This window comes from Polymorphospora sp. NPDC051019 (assembly GCF_040683055.1).
Classification (GTDB): domain Bacteria; phylum Actinomycetota; class Actinomycetes; order Mycobacteriales; family Micromonosporaceae; genus Polymorphospora; species Polymorphospora lycopeni.
Window position 1 is genome coordinate 150,913 of record NZ_JBFBCH010000016.1, and the last position, 20,646, is coordinate 171,558.

Consider the following 20,646-nt stretch of genomic DNA (forward strand, 5'->3'; position numbering starts at 1 on the left):
GGAAACGCAGGACGCCGGGTACGCCGTACGGCTCGTGACTAACTGCTGGAGCCAGCTTTCGGGCTGGTCGGCTCGGCTGTCAACAAAACCTCAGAGGATGGCGCGTTAGTGCCACTCTCGGCGGGCCGATCATCGACCGATGTCGGCATCATTGTGCCGAACCGGGTGTTCCGTACGATGCTCGCGCCGGTGCCGGCCAGCGCCGCGGCGGCGAAGGCGAGCAGGGTCGGGACCATGCCCCACCACTGGGCCAGCGCCCCGCCGAGCAGGGCGCCGACCGGGATGGCCAGGGCGCCGATCGTCCGGCTCATCGCGATCACCCGACCCAGCTGGTGGGTCGGCACCAGCGACTGCTGGAGGGTGGCGGTGGCGATGAACCACACCGTCGCGCAGTAGCCGAAGACCGCCTCGTAGGCGACCAGGGCGGCGAACGGCGGGGCGATCGCGGCGGCCGGGATCAGGAACAGGGCGGCCCCGGCCAGCGGGGCGAAGAACGGCACCACCCGCACCATCCGCAGCCGGCGGATGACCCACCCGGCCGTCCCGACCGCCACCAGCGACGCCACGCTGTTGACCACGTAGGCGGCCCCGACCAGGCCCGGCGACAGGTGCAGTTCCTGGTAGGCGAAGACGAGGTAGAGCGCGCCGAGCGCCGAGCCGCCGAAGTTGAGCGCCGCGGCGGTGACCGCGATCCGGACCAGGAGGGGCTGGCCGCGCAGCACCGCGACGCCGTCGCGCAACGCCCGGACCATGCCGGACGCCTCGGCGGACCGGCGGGCCAGCGCCTCGCGGGAGGGGCGCATCGTGGCGAAGGCGAGGATGGACAGCACCCGGGTGCCCGCGTCCACGCCCATCGCCGCCGCCGCGCCCCACCACTGCACCAGCGTCCCGGCGACGGCCGGCCCCGCCACCTGCCCGACCGACCGGGCCCCGGCCATCGCGGAGTTCGCCGCGACCAGCTTGTCGCGCGGCACGAGCACCGGTACGACGGCCTGCAGCCCGATGGTGATCAGCCCGCCGAGTACCCCGGTCACGACCGCGACGGCGCCGAGCAGCACCAGCGAGAGCAGGCCGCCGACGGCGGCGACCGGCACCAGCAGGACGGCCAGGCCGTAGCCGAGGCTGGCCAGGATCAGCAGCCGCCGCGGCGACCGGGCCCGGTCGACCAGCACGCCGAGCACCGGCGCGGCGAACGCCTGTGCCCCGAACTCCAGCGCGAAGAGCACGCTCGCGACCAGCGGCGACGCTCCCAGGTGGAGGATCGCGAGGGTGGGCAGGGCGAGCGCGGTGATCTGGGTGCCGACCACGCCGACACCGTGCGCGGTGACGAGCGATCCGAGCCCGTGACCGGCCGTACGGGACCAGGGTCTGCGGCGGGTTGCCATCGGCGCAGCTTAGTTCGACCCGGGTCGCGCTGACCGCGAGTAGCAGCCTTGACGCGGTCCGTAGGGCCAGTTAGTTTGGTCAATCTCCGGGCGGAGAGTGGCCGGCTGCGTGTTTCGCCTCATCGAGGCGTGTCACGGGCCCGGCCACGGGCAGGACATGCGGCGCCACGGGTCGGCCGGCATCCCACCGGCGGGCCACGGTCCTCAAGGTCCGCTCGCACCGCACTGGAGCAGTCATGGCACTTCACCGCGCAGACGAACTCGACAGCGACGCCGCCGCCTACCGCATCTTCGGCGCGACCCGCGACAAGAAGTCCTGGCGCGCGACCGACATCATCGGCGACGCCATGCGCCGCAAGGACTGGGACCGCACCGAGTCCGCGTGGCGGGTCGCGTCACGCGGCTACTACGCCGAGCAGGCCGGCCTGGTCGCCGCCGCCACGCTGGCGACCCACACCGAGGACGCGCCGCTGCGCTTCAGCCTGGCCCTGGCCACCGCCGACGAGGCCCGGCACGCCGACGCCTTCTACCAGTACGCCAAGGCGATCGGTGGCGAACCGGAACCGGACGCCCCGGAGACGGTGGAACCGCTCAACGAGATGCTGGTCAGCCTGCCGCACATGGGGCGGGCGCTGGTGCACACGATCCTCGAAGGGCTGGCGGCCGACGAGTTCATCCTCTTCCAGGAGATCTTCGCCGGCGACCCGCTCGGCCGGCTCTACGAGGCCGTACGCGGCGACGAGATCCACCACATCGCCATCGGCCTGAACTACCTCGCCCGGGTCTCCAAGACCCGCCAGGGCGCCGAACTCTGGCGCGAACACGGCCAGGAATGGCACGACCTGGGCTTCAACATCACCTCTCTCGACAGCATCTCCGCCAAGTGCGGTGCGCTGACCGGCCGCGACCCGAAACGGATCAAGGCCTGGTTCGTCCGCCGGCACCGCGCCCGGTTGCGCGCCGCCGGTGTGGAGTTCACGAGGGGAGGTGAGCAGAAATGAAGATCAAGAAGGTGGGCCTGAAGAAGGTCACGCACGGCACCTGCAAGTACATCGCCGACCTGAAGAAGGCGACGAAGTGACCGCGGCGTCCGGGCGGGCCGGTCCCGCCCGGACGCCGCGCACCCGTGCCCGACCCGGCGATGGGGGGTGAACACGGATGAAGATCAAGAAGGTGGGCCTGAAGAAGGTCACCCACGGCACGTGCAAGTACCAGGTCGACCTCAAGCGGTCGGCCAAGTGATCCAGACGCCCGGGCGGTGCCAACGCCCCGCCCGGGCGTACCCCCGGCCCACCAGTCTGCGGAGGTGACCCGTGGCCATCTGCCTCGCGGCCATGCCGTGGCAGTCGCTGGACTGCCCCTCGCTGCCCCTCGGCCTGCTCAAGGCCATCACCGTCGCCACCGGACGGCCGGAGCCGGCGACCTACCACGGCGGCACCCGGTGGGCCGAGTTCCTGCTCGCCGCCACAGACGGCGGGATCGGGCCGGCGGAATACACCGACGTCGCCGAATCCGGCCTCTTCCACGGGCTGGGCGACTGGGTCTTCGCCGGGGTGCTGCACGACGACGACGAGTTCGGCGTCGCCGAGCTGCGGCGGTACGCCGCCGACCTCGACGTCGACATCGACGTGGTCACCCGGATGCGCCCGCACGCCGCCGCGTTCGTCGACGCCGCCGCCCGCGACATCCTCGCCACGAACCCGACCATGGTCGGCTTCAGCACCACCTTCATGCAGAACGCGCCGAGCCTGGCCACCGCCCGCCGGCTGCGCGAACTGGCACCCGACCTGATCATCGTCTTCGGCGGCGGCAACTGCGACGGCGCCATGGGCACCGCCATGCACCGCAACTTCCCGTTCATCGACCACGTCATCCGGGGCGAGGGCGAGATCGCCTACCCGGCCCTGCTCGACGCCATCGACGGGAAGATCCCGTACGCCGACGTACCCGGACTGTCCTGGCGCGACGGCGACCAGCGGCACGACAACCCGCAGGGCGGCCTGGTCCCGCCCGGACTCATCCCGGTGCCGGACTTCGACGACTGGTTCGAGCTGATGGCCGACTCGCCGGTCAACGAGTACGTCGAACCGAAGCTCGTCCTGGAGAGCGCCCGCGGCTGCTGGTGGGGGGAGAAGCACCACTGCACGTTCTGCGGCCTCAACGGCACCGGCATGCAGTTCCGGGCCAAGTCGCCGGACGCCGTGATCGCCGAACTGACCACACTGGTCAGCCGGCACCAGACCCTCGACGTGATCATGGTCGACAACATCATCGACAACCGCTACTTCCGCGACGTGCTGCCCCGCGTCGCCGACCTCGACTGGGACCTGCGCATCCACTACGAGGTGAAGTCCAACCTGCGCCCCGACGAGATCGAGGCGCTGCGGCAGGCCGGCGTCACCCACGTCCAGCCCGGGATCGAGTCGCTGATCAGCCCCGTACTCAAGCTGATGGACAAGGGCGTCACCGGTGTCCGCAACGTCCGTACGCTGCGCGACTGCGAATCCGCGGCGCTGACCGTGACCTGGAACTGGCTCTACGGCTTTCCGAGCGAGCGCGGCGCCGACTACCAGGCGATCCTGCGCCAGGTGCCGGCCCTGATCCACCTGCAGCCGCCGGCCGGCCTGGCCCGCATCCTGCTCGAACGGTTCAGCCCCTACTTCGAGAACCCGCTGCTCGGCTTCCCCGAGCGCCGGCCGGCCCGGCTCTACGACCACGTCTACGCGCTGCCGGCCGACCAGCTGACCGACATGGTCTATCTCTTCGACACCGAGCCGGCCGGACTGTCCGACGCCGACGCCGAACCGCTCGCCAAGCTGATCAACCTGTGGAACGACGGATACCCGTCCAGTGCGCTGCGGGTGGTGCGCGACGACGACGAGGAGATCGTGATCGCCGACCGGCGGGTCGGCTGGCCCGAACGCGACCACCACATCGTGGGGGCACCGTTCGTCGCCGGCTACCGGGAACTGGGCAACGGCCGTACGGCGAAGGCCCTCGCCGCCCGGCTCGCCGGATACGGGCTGCCGGCCGAGAAGGTCGACGCCTGGCTACGGGAACTGTCCGAACACGGGCTCGTCTTCACCGAACAGGATCACTGGATCGCGCTGGCGACCACCACCGAGCCGCTGAAGGTGGGCTGACGATGACCACGACGACCCGACCTGCGGTCGACATCGCCGCGCTGCGCGCCGACCCGGCGGCCCACAGTCTCCAGGTGGTCGTCCTGCCCGAGCCACTGCGGTTCGGGCAGGACCCGGTGCGGGACCTCGAACACCTGCGGCTGCTGCGCACCCTGACCAGCCACGCCGTACGGCTGCGCTGGACGATCAGCGGCCGGCCGGCGTTCCCGCTGGAGACGTACGCCCACTTCGTCGCGCCGTCCGACGGCGTCGGCCTCGACGGCATGAACCACGCCGTCGAGTGGGCCCGCGACTACCGGTACGGCACGTACTACTACCGCCGCGGCCCCGGCATCGTCACCGTCAAGGACGTCCGGCCGGGGCAGCCCGGCGCCCGGATGGTGATCGAGGAGGGCGCCGACCGGTTCGAGCGGCTGGCCGAGTCACCCGACGGCGTCCCCGGTCCGGGCGACGACGAACTCGTCGCCGACGCGGTCGAGGCGGGGCTCGCCGTCGAGGCGGGCGGCCGGGCGCTGGTGCTGCCGTACCGGATGCGGCACTGGCCGGTGCCCTACCTCGCGGTGTGACGGGCGGGCACGGTTGCCGGCCGGGTGGGCGGCTTCAGACCCAGCCGCGCCGGGCCGCCTGTACCCCGGCCTGGAAGCGGGTGGCGGCGTCGAGGCGCTGCATCAGCACCGCCACCCGCCGGGCGAACGTCCGCTTGCTCATGTGCAGCCGCGCCGCCGCCTGCTGGTCGGTGAGCCCGTCGCCGAGCACCCGGACCAGGTCCCGCCCGCCCTCGACGCCGTCGATCCCGGCGGCGACCCGGGCCGCCTCCGCCCGCCGCGCCGCGGCCTCCCAGACGGCGCCGTACGCGGCCGCCAGCGAGCCGGCCAGCACGACGTTGCGCATCCTGGTCAGCCGGTCCGCCTTCGGATGCCCGGAATCCTGGTAGGGCAGGTAGAGCACGGCCCGGTCCCGGATGACGAGGAAGTAGGGGATCTGCGACGACGTCGGCAGGGCGATCCCGCCGCGGGCCAGGGCGGCGAGCGGCCCGGCCGGCGGTTCCGGTACGGCGGCGTGCAGCAGCCGGACGGTGACCCCACGGGCCCGCAGGCTCTCGAAGAGGTGCGCCGGCAGCGGCAGCCGGTGCGGTGCCGGCACCAGCACCAGCAGTTCGTCGCGGGTCAGTTCGGCCAGTTCGGCGGCGACCAGGGCGAGGTTGATCTCGGCGGCCGGGCCGCGCCGCTCCTGGTACGTGGCCCGGTGCGGCAACGTCCGGTCGGGTCCGGCGGCCAGCCGCGTCGACGCGGTGTCGTCTCCGGTCACGTGATCACCCGTCGACCGCGGGAGTGTGCCACTCGGGCGCCCCGACGATGTCCCAGCCGTTGATGACACCGGTCAGCCGGGCGCACAGCTCGTGCAGGCAGTGCTGGGCCCGCTCGTCGTCGGCCACCGCGACGAACGCGGCGATCCACATCATCCCCGCCCGCTCGATGACCTTGACGTGCTCGACCCGGTCGGTCTCGGCGCGCAGTCCGAGGACCAGGTCGCGCAGCGTCTCCGGCGTCAGCGGGGTGCGGTCCTCGCCGACCGGGGCGAGGGATACGGCCGATAACTGCATGTTTTCCGTCCAGGGGTCGCGGACATCCTTGCGGATTCATTCTTTTCTTTGTCTTCGAATGCGGTCAACGAGCGGAAATAGGCGTGAAAACGCCTGGCGCGATCACGCCACGGCGGCCGTCGGCACCCTTGCCAACCCGAAGATCGTCTGAGACGGTGTTCGGCAGGGCGAGGAGGCCGAGTTGTTCAGATCCCTTGGTCTGTCGACGACGGCGGAAGCCGTCTACCGCGCGATGCTGGCGGAGCCGACCTGGGGAGTGGCCGAACTCGCGCGATCGGTCGAGGTGTCGACACACCAGGTGCACGACGCGCTCGACGAACTGATCGAACTCGCCCTGGTGCGGGAGTCGGGCGACATCCCGGGCCGGCTGCGGCCGACGAACCCCGAGGTCGGCCTCGCCCCGCTGCTGGCCCGCGCCAGGGCCAGCATCGCCCGGCAGCAGTACGAGATCGAGGCCACCCAGGCCGCCGTGGAGGCGCTCGCCGAGGCGCACAGCGACAACCGGCAGCGCGACCGGCTGGTCCGTCTGCCCACCCTCGACGCGGTGCGGGACCGGCTGGAACACCTGGCCGCCCTGGCCGGCTCCGAGTGCCTGTCGTTCATTCCGGGCGGCCCGCGCAAGTTCGACGCCATCGCGGTCAGCCGACCATTCCACCGCCGCGCACTCGAACACGGAATCACGGTCCGGGCCGTCTATCAGGACAGCTTCCGCAACGATCCGGAAACGCTGGCGTACGCACGTTGGTTCAGTGAAATGGGAGGAGAGGCCCGGACCGTCCCACTAATCCATTTTCAACTGACAGTTGTCGATCGTCGGCTGGCCCTGCTCCCGATCGACCCGGCCGACCCGCGCAAGGGCGCGGTCGAGATCCACAGCCCGGGGGTGACCACCGCCGTCTGCGCCCTCTTCGACCAGGTGTGGTCGTCCGCCACCCCGTTCGGCAGCGCCGCGCCCGTCGACGACAACGGTCTCGAACCGCCCGAGCGGGAACTGCTCCGGCTGCTCGGCGACGGCCACACCGACGAGTCGGCCGCCCGCCGGCTCGGCCTGTCCGTCCGGACCATCCAGCGGATGATGTCCGACCTGACCGACCGGCTCGGTGCCGCCAGCCGCTTCCAGGCCGGCGCGAACGCCGTACGCCAGCGCTGGCTGTGAGCACCGGACCGCCCGGATCATCGACTTTCGGCGACTGGTCGCCGGCCGTCCCCGACACCTAGCGTGGTCGACAGGGCGAGCCGGACCCGGCCCGCCACCGTCACACGGAGGGAACCGATGGACGCCCGCAAGACCGGCAAGCAACCCGCGGCCCGCCACGGTGCCGGCGACAACCGGACCTACCTCGGCGTCCCACTCCTCAACAAGATCGTCCTCTTCGCCGGGCTGCCCGCCCTCGTACTGGTGCTCGGGTTCGGCCTTCCCCCGCTCGCCCGCTGGGCGCTGAGCTGGGAGGTCGGACTGCCGATGGGCTTCGTCTTCCGGCTCTTCGCCGGCATCGACCGACCCTGGGAGATCGCCGTCAACATGGCCATCTGGCTCGCGGTGGTGGCCGGGATCGCCCTCACGACGATGACCGAGTCGCTGAAGCTGACGGTCGGCGACACCGAGCTGCGGATCGAGCGGGGCGAGGAGAAGTGGATCATCCCCCGCGCCGACGTGGCCGCCGTCTTCGTCGACGGCACCAAGGTCGTCGTCCTCGATTACGAGTCCCGCCAACTGCTGTACGAGACCCACGAGGCCGCCCCGACGGTCATCGCCGACGCCTTCCGCGGCCACGGATACCCGTGGCGGGACACCGACCCGTTCACCGACCTCTACCGCCCCTGGCACGTCCACACCGCCGACCTGCCGCCCGCCGTCCACGACCTGCTCGCGATCCGCGCCTCGGCCCTGAAGAAGAAGGCCCACAAGGAGGTACGCGACCTGCGCGGCGCGATCCTCAAGCTCGACTACGCCGTCCGGGACGAGGGCACCCAGCAGTACTGGCGCCCCCTCGTACGGTCGTGACCCGGTGCTCTCCGCCGCCACCGGACGGCCGCGAACCGGCGGCGTCGCTACCGTGACCGGTATGGTCCGCGTCCTCCTCGTCGACGACGACTCCATGGTCCGCCTCGGGCTGGCCACGGTGCTCGGCGCCGGCCGGGACATCGAGGTGGTGGGGGAGGCGGCCGACGGCGCCGAGGCCCTGGCCGCCGTCGCCCGGCTGCGGCCGGACGTCGTACTCATGGACATCCGGATGCCCGGCATGGACGGCCTGACCGCCACCGAGGCCCTGCGTACGGTCGCCGGCTCGCCGGCGGTCATCGTCCTCACCACGTTCGACACCGACGCCCACATCCTGCGGGCGCTGCGCGCCGGGGCCAGCGGTTTCCTGCTCAAGGACACCCCGCCGCTGGAGATCATCGACGCGGTGCGCCGGGTCGCCGAGGGCGAGTCGATGCTGTCCCCGTCGGTGGTCGGCAGGTTGATCGAACACGTGGTGCGCGACGAGGACCGCGCCGACCGCACCGACCGGGTGGCGCGGGCCAGGAGCATGCTGGGCCGCCTCACCGGACGCGAGCGTGAGGTCGCCGAGGCGGTCGGCCAGGGCCTGTCCAACGCCGAGATCAGCGTCGAGCTGTTCATGAGCGTCGCCACCGTCAAGGCGTACGTCTCCCGGCTGCTGACCAAGATGGAGTGCGCCAACCGGGTGCAGGTCGCCATCCTCGTCCACGACGCCCGGGGCTGACGCGGCGCCGGCCCCGACGCCCGGCCGGAGCCCGGTCAGCCGGTGCGGTCCTTCAGCGGATACGGGATGAAGGTGCTGCGGTTCTCGTCGAGGTCGAGGCGACGGCTGATCGGGGCGGCGGCCCGCTGCGGGCAGGTCATCCGCTCGCAGGTCTTGCAGCCGGGGCCGATCGGGGTCGCGGCGTCGGTGGCGTGCAGGTCCATGCCGGCGGAGTAGACCAGCCGGCCGGCGTGCCGGGTCTCGCAGCCGAGCCCGATGGCGAAGACCTTGCCGGGCTGGCCGTAGCCGCCGTGGTGCCGGATCACGGTGCGGGCGATCCACAGGTAGCGCTGCCCGTCCGGCATCGCCGCCACCTGGGTCATCACCCGGCCGGGGGCGCTGAACGCCTCGTACACGTTCCACAGTGGACAGGTGCCGCCCGAGCGGGAGAACGGGAACCCGGTCGCCGACTGCCGCTTGGACATGTTGCCGGCCCGGTCGACCCGCACGAACGAGAACGGCACGCCGCGCGCCTTCGGCCGCTGCAACGTGCTCAGCCGGTGACAGACGCTTTCCCAGCCCATCGCGAAATGGTTGGTCAACAGGTCGATGTCGTAGCGCATCGTCTCGGCCGCGGACAGGAACCTCTGGTACGGCAGGATCACCGCGGCCGCGAAGTAGTTGGCCAATCCCACCCGCATGAGAATCTGCGTCTGCACATCGTCGAACCGCTCCTGTTCGATGATCTCGTCAATGATGTCGGTGTATTCGAGAAGCGCGATCTGGGCACCCATTCGGATCGCCTCCTGCCCGGCCCGCAGCGACGTCGACAGGTGCAGGGTGCGGGTCTGCGGCCGGTAGCGGTGCAGATCGCCGGCGAGCGCGTCGGTGTCCTGCCGGGCGATCCGGATGCCGTGCCGGTCGGCCAGCCGGTCCCGCAGCGCCGACCGGGCCTCACCGCGCCGTACGCCGATGCTCCCGGCCAGCGCCTCGGCCGCCTCGTCCAGCTCCGGCACGTAGTTCTGCCGTCGGTAGAAGAAGTCGATGACCTGGTCGTGCGGGCTGCGCCCACCGACGGTGTCGCGGTCGCCGACCAGTTCGGTGAGCTGCTCGTTGACCTGCTGGTAGCGGCGGTGCAGGTCGATCACCGCCTCGGCGACCTCGGGCAGCCGGCTGGCCAGCTCGGTCAGGTCGGGCACGCTGGCCCGGGCACCGAGCGCCTCCCGCAGGTTCGCCACCAGCCGGGGCGCGTCGTGCGGGGCGAAGAACGCGGTGTCGATGCCGAAGACCTCGGTGATCCGCATCAGCACGGCGACGGTCAGCGGCCGGGTGTCGTGCTCGATCTGGTTGAGGTAACTCGGCGAGATGGCGAGCTGCCGGGCCAGTTCGATCTGGCTGATGCCCCGGTCCTCACGCAGCCGGCGCAGCCGGGCGCCGGCGAACGTCTTGGTCATCGCGACTCCTCTCCGGCCGGGATTCCGACACGTTAACACCTCTGCTAAAGGACCCTTTCGCAAGTTGGCAAAAAGCGCTTTCCAGTTTTCAATAATTGGCCGATTACGTATCTCGACCCGGTGATCCGCCCGGTGCCATGGTGGGGACACGCCGTTCCCGGATGACCGAAGGAGAGCCCCATGAGCACAGCGGCAGAGCAGTTGCGGAACGAGTGGGCCACCCAGGCCCGCTGGCAGGGCGTCGAACGCACCTACCGCGCCGAGGACGTCGTACGGCTGCGCGGGGCGATCCAGGAGGAACACACCCTCGCCCGGCGCGGCGCGCGGCGGCTGTGGCAGCTCCTGCACGAAGAGGACTACGTCCACGCCCTCGGCGCGCTCACCGGCAACCAGGCCGTGCAGATGGTCCGCGCCGGCCTCAAGGCCATCTACCTGTCCGGCTGGCAGGTCGCCGCCGACGCCAACCTGTCCGGCCACACCTACCCCGACCAGAGCCTCTACCCGGCCAACTCGGTGCCCGCCGTGGTCCGCCGGATCAACAACGCGCTGCTGCGCGCCGCCCAGATCACCACCGCCGAGGGCACCCCGACCGACCACGACTGGCTCGCCCCGATCGTCGCCGACGCCGAGGCCGGTTTCGGCGGCGTCCTCAACGCGTACGAACTGATGACCGCGATGATCGCGGCCGGCGCGGCCGGCGTGCACTGGGAGGACCAGCTCGCCTCCGAGAAGAAGTGCGGCCACCTCGGCGGCAAGGTGCTCATCCCGACCGGCCAGCACGTGCGGACCCTCAACGCCGCCCGGCTCGCCGCCGACGTCGCCGGCGTACCGTCGGTGATCGTCGCCCGGACCGACGCGCAGGCCGCCACCCTGATCACCACCGACGTCGACGAGCGGGACCGGCCCTTCACCACCGGCGAGCGGACCGCCGAGGGCTTCTACCGGGTACGCAACGGCATCGAGCCGTGCATCGCCCGCGGCCTCGCCTACGCCCCGTACGCCGACCTGCTCTGGATGGAGACCAGCAAGCCGGACCTGGAGGTGGCCCGGCAGTTCGCCGAGGCGATCAAGGAGCGCTACCCGGACCAGCTGCTGGCCTACAACTGCTCGCCGTCGTTCAACTGGCGCAAGCACCTCGACGACGCCACCATCGCCAAGTTCCAGCGCGAACTCGGGCACATGGGCTACAAGTTCCAGTTCATCACCCTGGCCGGCTTCCACGCGCTGAACTACTCCATGTTCGACCTGGCCCGCGGCTACGCCGCCGACGGGATGCCGGCGTACGTCTCCCTTCAGGAGAGGGAGTTCGCCGCCGAGGCCGCCGGCTACACCGCGGTCAAGCACCAGCGTGAGGTCGGCACCGGCTACTTCGACCTGATCAGCACCGTGCTCAACCCCGCCGCCGAGACGACCGCGCTGCGCGGTTCGACCGAAGAGGAGCAGTTCGCATGACACTCCAGGTCACCGGCCCGATGGGGGACCGGTTCGAAGAAGTCCTCACCCCGCACGCACTGGAGTTCCTGGTCGCCCTCGACCGGGAGTTCGCCGCCCGCCGGGTGGCGCTGCTGGACACCCGCCGCGCCCGCCGCGCCCGGTACGCCTCCGGCCAACTGCCCGACTTCCTGCCCGAGACCGCCGCCATCCGCGCCGACCCGACCTGGCGGGTGGCGCCGCCGGCCCCCGGACTCGTCGACCGCCGGGTGGAGATCACCGGCCCGACCGACCGGAAGATGACCATCAACGCCCTGAACTCCGGGGCCAAGGTGTGGCTCGCCGACTTCGAGGACGCCACCGCCCCGACCTGGCACAACGTCGTCAACGGCCAGCTCAACCTGATCGACGCCCTCGACCGGCGGATCGACTTCACCAGCCCGCAGGGCAAGCGGTACGCCCTGTCCGACGACCCGGCCACCATCGTCGTCCGGCCACGCGGCTGGCACCTGGTCGAGAAGCACATCGTCATCGACGGCCGCCCCGTCTCGGCCAGCCTGGTCGACTTCGGGCTCTATCTCTTCCACTGCGCGCGGCGGCAGCTCGACGCCGGTCGCGGACCCTACTTCTACCTGCCCAAGCTGGAGACGCACCGCGAGGCGCGGCTGTGGAACGACATCTTCGTCTTCGCCCAGCGCTACCTCGGCATTCCGCAGGGCACGATCCGGGCCACCACCCTGATCGAGACCATCACGGCCGCGTTCGAGATGGAAGAGATCCTGTACGAGCTGCGGGAACACTCCGCCGGCCTGAACGCCGGCCGGTGGGACTACATCTTCAGCGTCATCAAGAACTTCGGGCAGTGGCCGGACTACGTACTGCCGGACCGCGTCGACGTGACGATGACCGTGCCGTTCATGCGGGCGTACACCGAACTGCTGGTCCGGACCTGCCACAAGCGCGGCGCGCACGCCATCGGCGGCATGGCCGCCTTCATCCCCAGCCGGGACCCGGCGGTCAACGAGGTCGCCCTCGGCAAGGTCCGGGCCGACAAGGAACGCGAGGCCGGCGACGGGTTCGACGGCTCGTGGGTCGCCCACCCGGGGCTGGTCCCGGTCTGCCGCGAGGTCTTCGACGCCGTACTCGCCGACCGGCCGAACCAACTCGACCGGCTCCGCGACGACGTCTTCGTCACCGCCGCCGACCTGCTCGCCGTCGACAAGACGCCGGGCCAGGTCTCGCTGGCCGGGGTACGATCCAACATCGCCGTCGCCCTGCGCTACTTCGACGCGTGGATCGCCGGCACCGGCGCGGTCGCCATCTTCGACCTGATGGAGGACGCCGCCACCGCCGAGATCGCCCGCTGCCAGGTGTGGCAGTGGCAGGCCCACGGCACCCCGCTGGCCGACGGCGGCGTGGTCACCGCCGACCTGGTCCGGTCGCTGGTCGCCGAGGAGTCGGCGAAGCTGGCGCGGGGACGCAGCGGCGCCGACCGGGAGCGGGCCCTCGCGGCGGCGACGGTCTTCGACCAGAACGCCCTCGCCGAGGACCTGCCGGCGTTCTTCACCACCGACGCCTATGCCCGGCACCTGGTCGAGTCGACGTAGGTGTCTCTGTCGGAGCCCACAGCGAATTCGGCGTACGCACAGCGAACTCGCTGTGGGCCGCGACAGGCAGCCGGACCCGCGACAGGCAGCCGGACCCGCGACAGGCGGCCGGACCCGCGACGCCGGGACACGGGGCCAGCGCGGCCGGCCCGCCCGGCCCTAGCCTCTTACCCATGGAGACGAACTGGGCCGGCAACCACACCTACCGGGCGGCCGGGGTGCACGCGCCGGCATCCGTGGACGAACTGCGCGACGTCGTGGCCCGCGCGGACCGGGTGCGGGCGCTCGGCTCCCGGCACTCGTTCACCGACATCGGCGACACCACCGGCCTGCTCCTGTCGCTGGCCGCGCTGCCGGCCGGCGTCGACATCGACCCGGACCGCCGCCAGGTCACCGTCGGCGGCGGCGCCCGCTACGGCGAGGTCGCCGAAGCGCTGCACGCCAAGGGCTGGGCGCTGGCCAACCTCGCCTCCCTGCCGCACATCTCGGTCGCCGGGGCGGTCGCCACCGGCACCCATGGCTCCGGCGACCGCAACGGCTCGCTGGCCACCGCGGTCGCCGCCGTCGAGATCGTCGGACCCGACGGCGCAGTCCGCCGGCTCACCCGGACCGACCCGGACTTCGACGGCAGCGTCGTCGCCCTCGGCGCGCTCGGCATCGTCGTCACGCTGACCCTCGACATCGAGCCGGCGTACGACGTACGGCAGACCGTCTACACCGGACTGTCCTGGGACACCGTGCTCACCGACCTCGACGCGGTCACCGCCGGGGCGTACAGCGTCAGCCTCTTCACCGACTGGGCCGGCGACCGCGTCGACCAGGTGTGGCGCAAGAGCCGCGCCGGCGAACCACCGGCGGACTTCCTCGGCGCACCCCGGGCCGACGGCACCCGGCACATGCTGGCCGGCGCCGACGTCGCGGCCGTCACCGGGCAGCACGGCGTACCCAGCCCGTGGCACGAGCGGCTGCCGCACTTCCGGATGGCGTTCACCCCCAGCCGGGGTGAGGAACTGCAGAGCGAATACCTGGTGCCGAGGCGGCACGCCGCGACGGCGATCACCGAACTGCGCCGGCTCGGCCCCCGGCTCGCGCCGGTCCTCCAGGTCGGCGAGATCCGTACGGTGGCCGCCGACCGGCTCTGGCTGAGCGGCGCGTACGGCACCGACGTCGTCGCCCTGCACTTCACCTGGGTACGCGACACCCCCGCCGTCTACGGGGTGCTGCCGGCGATCGAGGAGGCGCTGCTGCCGCTCGGCGCCCGCCCGCACTGGGGCAAGTGCTTCGTCGCGACCGGTGCGGAGCTGCGGTCGGTGTATCCCCGGCTCGACGACTTCGCGCGGCTGCGTGACCGGGTCGACCCGACCGGCAAGTTCGGCAACGCCTTCGTCGACCGGGTGCTCGGTCCGTCGGCGGCCACCGGTGGGTAGCGGTGGCTCCAGCGGTCGAGCCGGTCGTCGCCACCGGTGACCCGGGTCAGCCGGCCAGGTCGAGACCGCGTAGCCAGTCACGCAGATCGGCGGGTAGGAGTGGGCGGGCGGTCACCCAGCCGTCGGCGTCCGTCCCGGGGTCGTCGGTGGCGGCGTCCGGTTGGACGGTCGCGGCCCAGAGCGGACCGGTTCCACCGGCGACCAGCACGGCCGAGCTGACATGGTAGGTCTCGCCGGTCCGGCCGAACGGGATCAGCTTCGCGGTGTACCGGTAGTCGGCGAGGGCGGCGACGAAACCGCAGGCGGTCACCCCGACCGGCTCATCGAGTTGCCGCAGCAGCGCGCTGTACCGCAGCCGGACGGGCCGGTCGTCGTTCCGGGTTCCGATGATGTCGTCGTCGGGTACCCCGAGCAGGGTGACCACCGCGGTGTCCAGGTCGTCGTCGACCCGTCTTAGCTCGTGGGTACCGCCCGGCCCTGCCCCGTGCACCACGACCCCGGCCGGCCCCTGGCAGACGATCGCCATCGCGGAGGAGTCCGGTGTCCGGACACGTACCGAGACGGCCTGTCGCGGATCGAGCACGGTGGCCAGCAGATCCTGGTACGCCGGACTGATCCGCCAGTGGTCCGGCGCCTCCTCCACGACACCACGCACGATCAGCGAGCCGAGCAGACGCCGCGCCACGACGGCCCGGTGCGTCTCGGCGGCCGCGGTGACGAGGGATGGCCCCACCCCTGGAAAACCGACCCCCGTGAGCCCGTAGGCGAGCGCGTCGAGTTCGTCGGCCGACGCACGAAGTGCGAGAGGACCGAGGGAGCCGGTGGTTCCCGTCATGGACGTGTACCCGGCGGTCATGGGAGGAGACCACCAATGCTCCTGAGCCCGTTCAAGACCGGGGCCGGGGCGATGCTCTTGGCGGCCGCCCCGGCGACATCGGCAGCACCCTTGAGGACCGAGCCGCCCGCGTCGCCGACGATGTGCACGATGTCGTTCCCCTTCTCGAACAAGAGGTAGTCCGCGCCGTCCATCAGCATCACCGGGCCGTCCAGCGCGACGAAGATGATTCCGTCGAGACCCTTGTCGGCAAGTGTGCCGGCACCCGGGACCACGTTCAGTACGTCGGTGCCGAGATGCATCAGCGAGGCGGTCACGGCCGCGCTGTCCCGGAGCTTCTCGAACCCGCCACGTAGGCCGTCGTGCTCCTGGGTGCGCCACTGCTTGATGTCGGCGAGCGTCATCGCGCCGGATCCGACGACCGGAACCATCATGGTGCCGCCACGCTTGAGGCGGTTGAGGCCGCGCCCGTCCCCGGCCAGCCGCTCGGCCAGGTCCGGCGCTGCGGGTCGACGCGCCGGGGTCGGCGGTGCGCCCGGCTTCGGAAGACGCTGGGACATGTCACGGAGTCTTTTCGCCGCCTCGTAGTAACGTGCGGCGATGTCGGGCAGTTTCGAGCCTGTGACGTCCTCACCGAAGAGGTCGGCGGCCACCGCGGTGACGCGGCCCAGCCGTCCCGTCTTCCGGTGCCGCCCCGATTCCCCGCCGCCGTCGCGTAGCGCCCGGTGAATCTTGGCGACGGAGGCGCCGGCCCAGACCCCCGCGTCCACCGCGGCGAGCCTGCCGGCGGTCGCCGACAACCAGCGGCCTTCGGCCCCGAGGCTTCGTTCGAGCGCGTCCAGAGCCCTGGCCAGCGTCGTCGTCTGCTGGGCGATGCCCGGACCGACGTTCGGTAGCGTTTCGCAGGCCCGGCCGGCGGCCCGTACCGAGTCGGCGGTGCCACCGAGCGTGCCGGCGGCCCGGATCAGGGACATCCCGGTGCCGTTGATGTCGTCGAGATTGAACACGTACCGGGTGACCGGATTGCTTCCCACCACGGTCAGCCTCCCGTCAGGCCGGCGGCGCCCCGCTTGGCCAGCCAGTCGAGGTGCAGTTCGGCATAGTGCCGGCCGGTCCGGTCGAGCGTCTCGGCGAGGTCGGTGAGTCGCCGGGCCACCCCGCGCAGTTCCGCGTCGACTCCCTCGGCGCGCCGCCGGAAGTCGGCCGCCGACGGGCTCTGGAACTCGACGGCCGCCACCTGCCGGCCGATGGTGTTCGTGGTGGTGCCGATCCGGTCGGCGGCGGCACGCAGCGCCACCGCCTGTTTCGCGGCGGTGGCGCTGTATTCGGCGTACCGTGCGCCGTCGGTGCTGGGGTCACATACGAGGGACATGCCCCGAGCCTTCCCGTTCCGGAGACCCCCCTCAATGGGCAGGGATCCCCGTCGGTCAGGGCCAGATGTGACAGAGCCGTGCCATCGGCTGGAAGCCTCTCGCGGTGAAGACTGTCCACTCGTTGGTGTATTCCCGGGCCCAGACCCAGACACCGGTCTCCCGATGGTGCAAGGCGTGCAATGGCAGGGTGCCGTGGGGCTGGTCGGCGAAGCAGGAGAAGGCCGGCCCACCCGGGGCGTAGTTCGCCGGGGTGTTGGGATCGGCGGAAAGGTAGTAGTTCGGTTCGCGGCATCCGTTGACGCACTGGAACTGGTAGATCTGGATCAGCCCGGGCACCTCGGCCACCTGGGTCGATTGGTAGACCCGGCCGGGGGAGGACTGGGAGCTCCAGCCCGGTGGCACGTCGGGGCTGATGGACAGGAGGTTGGTCTGTCGCGGATGGGGTGCCTTGAAGCGATGGAGGACCGTCGGACCGGTCGACTCGTAGACGATGTTCACCGGGCTGCCGGGCGCCAGTTCGGTGCCGGGCTGGGGGTCCTGGGTGATCACCTGGTTGACCGCGAGCGTCGCGGCTCCCTCGACCCGGTTGCAGGCCAGGCCCGCACTCTGCAACACCTGGCAGGCCTGGTCCGGCGGCATGTTGTGGACGTCCGGGACCGCCGAGTTCGTGCGGTACCGCAGCGTGACGGTCCCGTTCGGGTCCAGCCCGGCACCCGGCAGCGGATGCTGGTCGATCACCGTGTACGTCGGGGAGCCGGGGCCGATCGGCGTCGGGACACAGGTCAGGCCGACCGGGCAGGCCACGTTGTACGGCTGGCTCTCGAAGTTCGGCACCGCGATCTGGACCGGATAGGTGATGGTGACCCGGGTACCGGTGTTCGCCGGTTGCCCGGCCGCCGGGTCCTGGCCGGTCACCAGCCGTACGGCGTTGCCATCCACGGCCAGTCCGGCGGGCTGATCGACACAGGTGAGGTGCGCCTGCGCCAGCGCCCGGCAGGCCTGGTCGGCCGGCAGGCCCTGCACCGACGGCACGGTGGCCTCACCCCGGTAGACGACGGTGACCGCGCTGCCGTGGGCGACCCGGGAACCGGCCGGCGGATCGGTGCGCAGCACCTGGTCGGTTTCGCCGGCTCCGTCGTTCTGGGCCACCGGAACGCAGCGCAGTTCCGGCATGAGTCGCGCGCATGCCGCGGTACGGTCGGTGCCGACCAGGTTCGGCACCGTGATCGTCGGCTTCGCCGGCGGTGTCCGCCGGGGTGCGGTGGTCGGCTGCGGCGACTGCCGTGGGGTGCTGGTCGGGGCGACGGTGGGCGTTCCGCGGGGCTTGTCGCCGGGGTCGGTGGAAACGTCGATCTCGGTCTGCCTGCCGTCCGCGGTGAACGTGATCACGATGCTGGTGTCGTGCGGGTCGTTGATCCACACCCGGTTGTCGCGGACGGTGACCTGGAACTCGTCGGACTTGCCCGGCACCGTCACGACCGATTCGATCCGAAGGCCGCGGTGCTCGACGACGATGACCTGCCGGGTGCTGTAGTCCGGCACGTAGATCCGCTCGTGGTGGACGACGGGAGCGCCGAACCGGTTACCGGCCCGGTCGTCGGGCAGGCTGACCCGGCGGTCCTCGCCCCGTTCCCCGTCGAGGTCGGTGATCACCAGCTCCCCGGTGGCGGGCAGCACGATGGCCAGTGGGCGGGCTCCGGGGGCGCTCACCCGGCCGTGCCGGGCGGCCAGGTCACGTTTGTGGAGCAACCCGTCCCCGCCGTACATCCCGACCTCGCCGGAATCCGGGCGGTAGAGCACAGGTGCGTCCGCGACCAGGGTCAGCATGGCCGGCTCGCCCCTGCCGGCGACGTGTTGCCTGTCGGCGGCCCCGCCCTTGGGCATCTCGATCAGTTCCCCGGACTCCTGGGCGTAGCCCCAGGCCGTACCCCGGGAATCCACCACCGCCTGGGTGACCCTGACCGGTGTCGGCACCGGGACCCGTTGCCCCGTCGTCGCCTCCAGGCCGTCGACGGTGCCCCGCTGCCCGTCGACCAGGTAGGTGGCACCACCGCCGGTCACCACCGACAGGTGCCCCTTGGACTCAGGCCGGTTGTCCACCGTCTCGGGGTCGAGGGTGCGGGTGGGCAGCCGGGTGACCACACCGGTGTCGTTGTTGACCACGAAGACCGAGCCGGCGTCGACCTGGACGATCTCCAGTCGCTCCTTGCCGGTCGCCAACTTCTTGGCGGTGATCGCGTCGGCGTCCTGGTTGTCGGCGTTGACCCGCATGACCCGTTCGCCCTTTTGCAGGTAGGTGCTGCCGTCGCCGAGCGCGGCCTCCGAGGACCGGTAGCCGGTGCCGAAGCCGACGGCGGTCACGGCGAGGACGGCCACCAGACCGAGGGCCACCCGGTTGACCCGGGTGCCGGTCAACGTGGCCCGCGCGGTGGGCATCCGTCGACGGAGCCGGGCGGGCCAGGACGGGTTTCTGGATCCGGGCATCACATTCCTCCGTGGACGGACGAGCCGGGTACGGGCACGGCGACGGGGCGGCCAGCGGTGTCCGAGAATAGGGGATGATGCCTCCTGGCGGTGAGTTCCGCGTTGGGGAGGGCTTCCCATCGCCCGAGGAAAGGCGATCGACGACATTGATGCGCATCGAATACGTGGGTGAGGTGCGTGAACTGGTGGGCGACGAGCGGGTGACGTTCGGCCGGTCCCGAAACAGCGGCATCCTCCTGGACCCGGACGACGTCAGCATCTCCCGCACGGCCGGGACCGTCCACCGGCAGAACGGCGTGTGGTGGCTGACGAACTCGTCCGACACCCGCACCCTGTCTGTCGTGGACGATGTCGGCTTCCGTCAGGTGCTGCCCCCGGCCCGACGGGTCGCGGTGGAGACGCCGACCATGGTGCTCGTGGACGGCGCCCGTGGGCAGCATCTGCTACGACTGCTGCCGGCGGCCGCCGAGCGCGCCGAAGAGACGGACGCGACGGCGCGACCGGCCGCCGCCGAGGTCGCGACCGCGATCGGCGCCGACGTACTGATCAAAGACGCCGACCGCCTGGCGATGGTGGCGTTGTTCGCCGGCTACCTGCGCGAGCCACCGAGATACGACCCGCACCCCCAGTCGTACGGCGCCGCCGCCAAACGGCTGGGCTGGCCGGAATCGACGCTCCGGAAGCGGATCGAATACCTCCGGACCCGGCTGGACGCGGCCGGCGTACCGAACCTGCACGGCTCGTTCGCGCTGGCGAACCTGGCCGAGTACGCGATCGGTCGTGGTCTGGTGACCCGCGAGGACCTGGCCCTGCTGCCCCGGTGAGCCGGGACCGCCGGCGGGTGGGCCGAGACAGTTGGGGAACCCTGCCGATGGCTGGCTCGCCGTACCGCTCCTAGCGTCGGATCCGACACCGACCAACGAAGGAGATGCGATGTCCGTCATCGGCGGCGAGATCACCCAACTGCACTCGCTGAACGGCAACTTCCGGCGTCAGAGCGCCACTGTGGACACCCTGCTCCGCGAACTGCGCACCGAGCTGGACAACACGTACTGGCGCGGCGGTGCCGCGGACCGCTTCCGGGCGGCCTGGCAGAGCGAGTACGAGCCGGCGCTGATGCGGCTCTCCGCGGCCCTGGAGGACGCGGCCCAGGAGGTACGCCGGCGTACCGAGGCGCTGGAGCAGGTCGGCGGCTGAGC

General features: G+C 71.5%; 19 protein-coding genes. 11 read left to right on the forward strand and 8 right to left on the reverse strand.

The window, feature by feature from the left end:
• Positions 1-38: 38 nt before the first annotated feature.
• The gene (locus tag AB0M79_RS25475; RefSeq protein WP_364218058.1) at positions 39-1,385 is read right to left on the reverse strand and encodes an MFS transporter; all 1,347 of its coding nucleotides are present in this window, start codon (positions 1,383-1,385) and stop codon (positions 39-41) included.
• Positions 1,386-1,621: 236 nt separating this feature from the next.
• On the opposite strand from AB0M79_RS25475, the gene AB0M79_RS25480 reads away from it, so the two are divergent.
• The 3 genes from AB0M79_RS25480 to AB0M79_RS25490 all read left to right on the forward strand — a co-directional run bounded on the left by AB0M79_RS25480 (position 1,622) and on the right by AB0M79_RS25490 (position 5,094).
• On the forward strand, positions 1,622-2,386 hold the full coding sequence (locus tag AB0M79_RS25480; protein ID WP_364218060.1) for a ferritin-like domain-containing protein: 765 nt from the start codon (positions 1,622-1,624) through the stop codon (positions 2,384-2,386).
• 312 nt (positions 2,387-2,698) lie between these two features.
• Entirely contained in the window at positions 2,699-4,528 is a 1,830-nt protein-coding gene (locus tag AB0M79_RS25485; protein ID WP_364218062.1) for a RiPP maturation radical SAM C-methyltransferase, read from the forward strand.
• A gap of 2 nt (positions 4,529-4,530) precedes the next feature.
• Positions 4,531-5,094 carry a DUF5825 family protein gene (locus AB0M79_RS25490; protein WP_364218064.1) on the forward strand — a complete coding sequence of 188 codons (564 nt, stop codon included), beginning with the start codon at positions 4,531-4,533 and terminating at the stop codon, positions 5,092-5,094.
• A gap of 34 nt (positions 5,095-5,128) precedes the next feature.
• On the opposite strand, the gene AB0M79_RS25495 is transcribed toward AB0M79_RS25490, so the two are convergent.
• Positions 5,129-5,836 carry a hypothetical protein gene (locus tag AB0M79_RS25495; RefSeq protein ID WP_364218066.1) on the reverse strand — a complete coding sequence of 236 codons (708 nt, stop codon included), beginning with the start codon at positions 5,834-5,836 and terminating at the stop codon, positions 5,129-5,131.
• Positions 5,837-5,840: 4 nt separating this feature from the next.
• Positions 5,841-6,131: a hypothetical protein gene (locus AB0M79_RS25500; protein ID WP_357541977.1), complete on the reverse strand. Its 291-nt coding sequence runs from the start codon at positions 6,129-6,131 to the stop codon at positions 5,841-5,843.
• A 181-nt stretch (positions 6,132-6,312) separates the two neighbouring features.
• Between AB0M79_RS25500 and AB0M79_RS25505 the strand changes: the two genes are divergently transcribed.
• The 3 genes from AB0M79_RS25505 (at position 6,313) to AB0M79_RS25515 (ending at position 8,857) form a co-directional block, all read left to right on the forward strand.
• A complete protein-coding gene (locus AB0M79_RS25505; RefSeq protein WP_364218068.1) occupies positions 6,313-7,287 on the forward strand; it encodes a LuxR family transcriptional regulator in 975 nt (324 codons plus the stop codon).
• Between the two features lie 117 nt (positions 7,288-7,404).
• Positions 7,405-8,136 carry a hypothetical protein gene (locus tag AB0M79_RS25510; protein ID WP_364218070.1) on the forward strand — a complete coding sequence of 244 codons (732 nt, stop codon included), beginning with the start codon at positions 7,405-7,407 and terminating at the stop codon, positions 8,134-8,136.
• Between the two features lie 61 nt (positions 8,137-8,197).
• A complete protein-coding gene (locus tag AB0M79_RS25515) occupies positions 8,198-8,857 on the forward strand; it encodes a response regulator transcription factor (protein ID WP_364218072.1) in 660 nt (219 codons plus the stop codon).
• A 35-nt stretch (positions 8,858-8,892) separates the two neighbouring features.
• On the opposite strand, the gene AB0M79_RS25520 is transcribed toward AB0M79_RS25515, so the two are convergent.
• The gene (locus AB0M79_RS25520; RefSeq protein WP_357541985.1) at positions 8,893-10,290 is read right to left on the reverse strand and encodes a short-chain fatty acyl-CoA regulator family protein; all 1,398 of its coding nucleotides are present in this window, start codon (positions 10,288-10,290) and stop codon (positions 8,893-8,895) included.
• Positions 10,291-10,470: 180 nt separating this feature from the next.
• Between AB0M79_RS25520 and aceA the strand changes: the two genes are divergently transcribed.
• The 3 genes from aceA to AB0M79_RS25535 all read left to right on the forward strand — a co-directional run bounded on the left by aceA (position 10,471) and on the right by AB0M79_RS25535 (position 14,755).
• Positions 10,471-11,742: an isocitrate lyase gene (gene aceA, locus AB0M79_RS25525; RefSeq protein WP_364218074.1), complete on the forward strand. Its 1,272-nt coding sequence runs from the start codon at positions 10,471-10,473 to the stop codon at positions 11,740-11,742.
• On the forward strand, positions 11,739-13,328 hold the full coding sequence (gene aceB, locus AB0M79_RS25530; RefSeq protein ID WP_364218076.1) for a malate synthase A: 1,590 nt from the start codon (positions 11,739-11,741) through the stop codon (positions 13,326-13,328). The genes aceA and aceB overlap by 4 nt, the downstream gene beginning before the upstream one ends.
• Positions 13,329-13,501: 173 nt before the next feature.
• Entirely contained in the window at positions 13,502-14,755 is a 1,254-nt protein-coding gene (locus AB0M79_RS25535; protein WP_364218078.1) for an FAD-binding protein, read from the forward strand.
• A 46-nt stretch (positions 14,756-14,801) separates the two neighbouring features.
• On the opposite strand, the gene AB0M79_RS25540 is transcribed toward AB0M79_RS25535, so the two are convergent.
• From AB0M79_RS25540 to AB0M79_RS25555, 4 genes are read right to left on the reverse strand one after another with little or no spacing between them, the layout of a single operon-like run.
• A complete protein-coding gene (locus AB0M79_RS25540; protein WP_364218080.1) occupies positions 14,802-15,590 on the reverse strand; it encodes a hypothetical protein in 789 nt (262 codons plus the stop codon).
• Between the two features lie 17 nt (positions 15,591-15,607).
• Entirely contained in the window at positions 15,608-16,624 is a 1,017-nt protein-coding gene (locus AB0M79_RS25545; RefSeq protein WP_364218082.1) for a hypothetical protein, read from the reverse strand.
• A gap of 5 nt (positions 16,625-16,629) precedes the next feature.
• A complete protein-coding gene (locus AB0M79_RS25550; protein WP_364218084.1) occupies positions 16,630-16,962 on the reverse strand; it encodes a hypothetical protein in 333 nt (110 codons plus the stop codon).
• A gap of 55 nt (positions 16,963-17,017) precedes the next feature.
• Complete coding sequence (locus AB0M79_RS25555) at positions 17,018-19,447, reverse strand: PASTA domain-containing protein (protein WP_364218086.1); 2,430 nt, start codon at positions 19,445-19,447, stop codon at positions 17,018-17,020.
• Positions 19,448-19,596: 149 nt separating this feature from the next.
• On the opposite strand from AB0M79_RS25555, the gene AB0M79_RS25560 reads away from it, so the two are divergent.
• Positions 19,597-20,271 carry a hypothetical protein gene (locus tag AB0M79_RS25560; RefSeq protein ID WP_364218088.1) on the forward strand — a complete coding sequence of 225 codons (675 nt, stop codon included), beginning with the start codon at positions 19,597-19,599 and terminating at the stop codon, positions 20,269-20,271.
• 109 nt (positions 20,272-20,380) lie between these two features.
• On the forward strand, positions 20,381-20,644 hold the full coding sequence (locus AB0M79_RS25565; protein ID WP_364218090.1) for a WXG100 family type VII secretion target: 264 nt from the start codon (positions 20,381-20,383) through the stop codon (positions 20,642-20,644).
• The last annotated feature ends 2 nt before the right edge of the window (positions 20,645-20,646 follow it).

Bases quoted from the DNA above. Each gene is read 5' to 3' on its own strand.
- aceA (WP_364218074.1), top strand. From the start codon at position 10,471: ATGAGCACAGCGGCAGAGCAGTTGCGGAACGAGTGGGCCACCCAGGCC.
- AB0M79_RS25475 (WP_364218058.1), bottom strand. From the start codon at position 1,385: ATGGCAACCCGCCGCAGACCCTGGTCCCGTACGGCCGGTCACGGGCTC.
- AB0M79_RS25490 (WP_364218064.1), top strand. From the start codon at position 4,531: ATGACCACGACGACCCGACCTGCGGTCGACATCGCCGCGCTGCGCGCC.
- AB0M79_RS25540 (WP_364218080.1), bottom strand. From the start codon at position 15,590: ATGACGGGAACCACCGGCTCCCTCGGTCCTCTCGCACTTCGTGCGTCG.
- AB0M79_RS25535 (WP_364218078.1), top strand. From the start codon at position 13,502: ATGGAGACGAACTGGGCCGGCAACCACACCTACCGGGCGGCCGGGGTG.
- aceB (WP_364218076.1), top strand. From the start codon at position 11,739: ATGACACTCCAGGTCACCGGCCCGATGGGGGACCGGTTCGAAGAAGTC.
- AB0M79_RS25560 (WP_364218088.1), top strand. From the start codon at position 19,597: ATGCGCATCGAATACGTGGGTGAGGTGCGTGAACTGGTGGGCGACGAG.
- AB0M79_RS25565 (WP_364218090.1), top strand. From the start codon at position 20,381: ATGTCCGTCATCGGCGGCGAGATCACCCAACTGCACTCGCTGAACGGC.
- AB0M79_RS25520 (WP_357541985.1), bottom strand. From the start codon at position 10,290: ATGACCAAGACGTTCGCCGGCGCCCGGCTGCGCCGGCTGCGTGAGGAC.
- AB0M79_RS25515 (WP_364218072.1), top strand. From the start codon at position 8,198: ATGGTCCGCGTCCTCCTCGTCGACGACGACTCCATGGTCCGCCTCGGG.
- AB0M79_RS25550 (WP_364218084.1), bottom strand. From the start codon at position 16,962: ATGTCCCTCGTATGTGACCCCAGCACCGACGGCGCACGGTACGCCGAA.
- AB0M79_RS25480 (WP_364218060.1), top strand. From the start codon at position 1,622: ATGGCACTTCACCGCGCAGACGAACTCGACAGCGACGCCGCCGCCTAC.
- AB0M79_RS25500 (WP_357541977.1), bottom strand. From the start codon at position 6,131: ATGCAGTTATCGGCCGTATCCCTCGCCCCGGTCGGCGAGGACCGCACC.
- AB0M79_RS25555 (WP_364218086.1), bottom strand. From the start codon at position 19,447: ATGCCCGGATCCAGAAACCCGTCCTGGCCCGCCCGGCTCCGTCGACGG.
- AB0M79_RS25510 (WP_364218070.1), top strand. From the start codon at position 7,405: ATGGACGCCCGCAAGACCGGCAAGCAACCCGCGGCCCGCCACGGTGCC.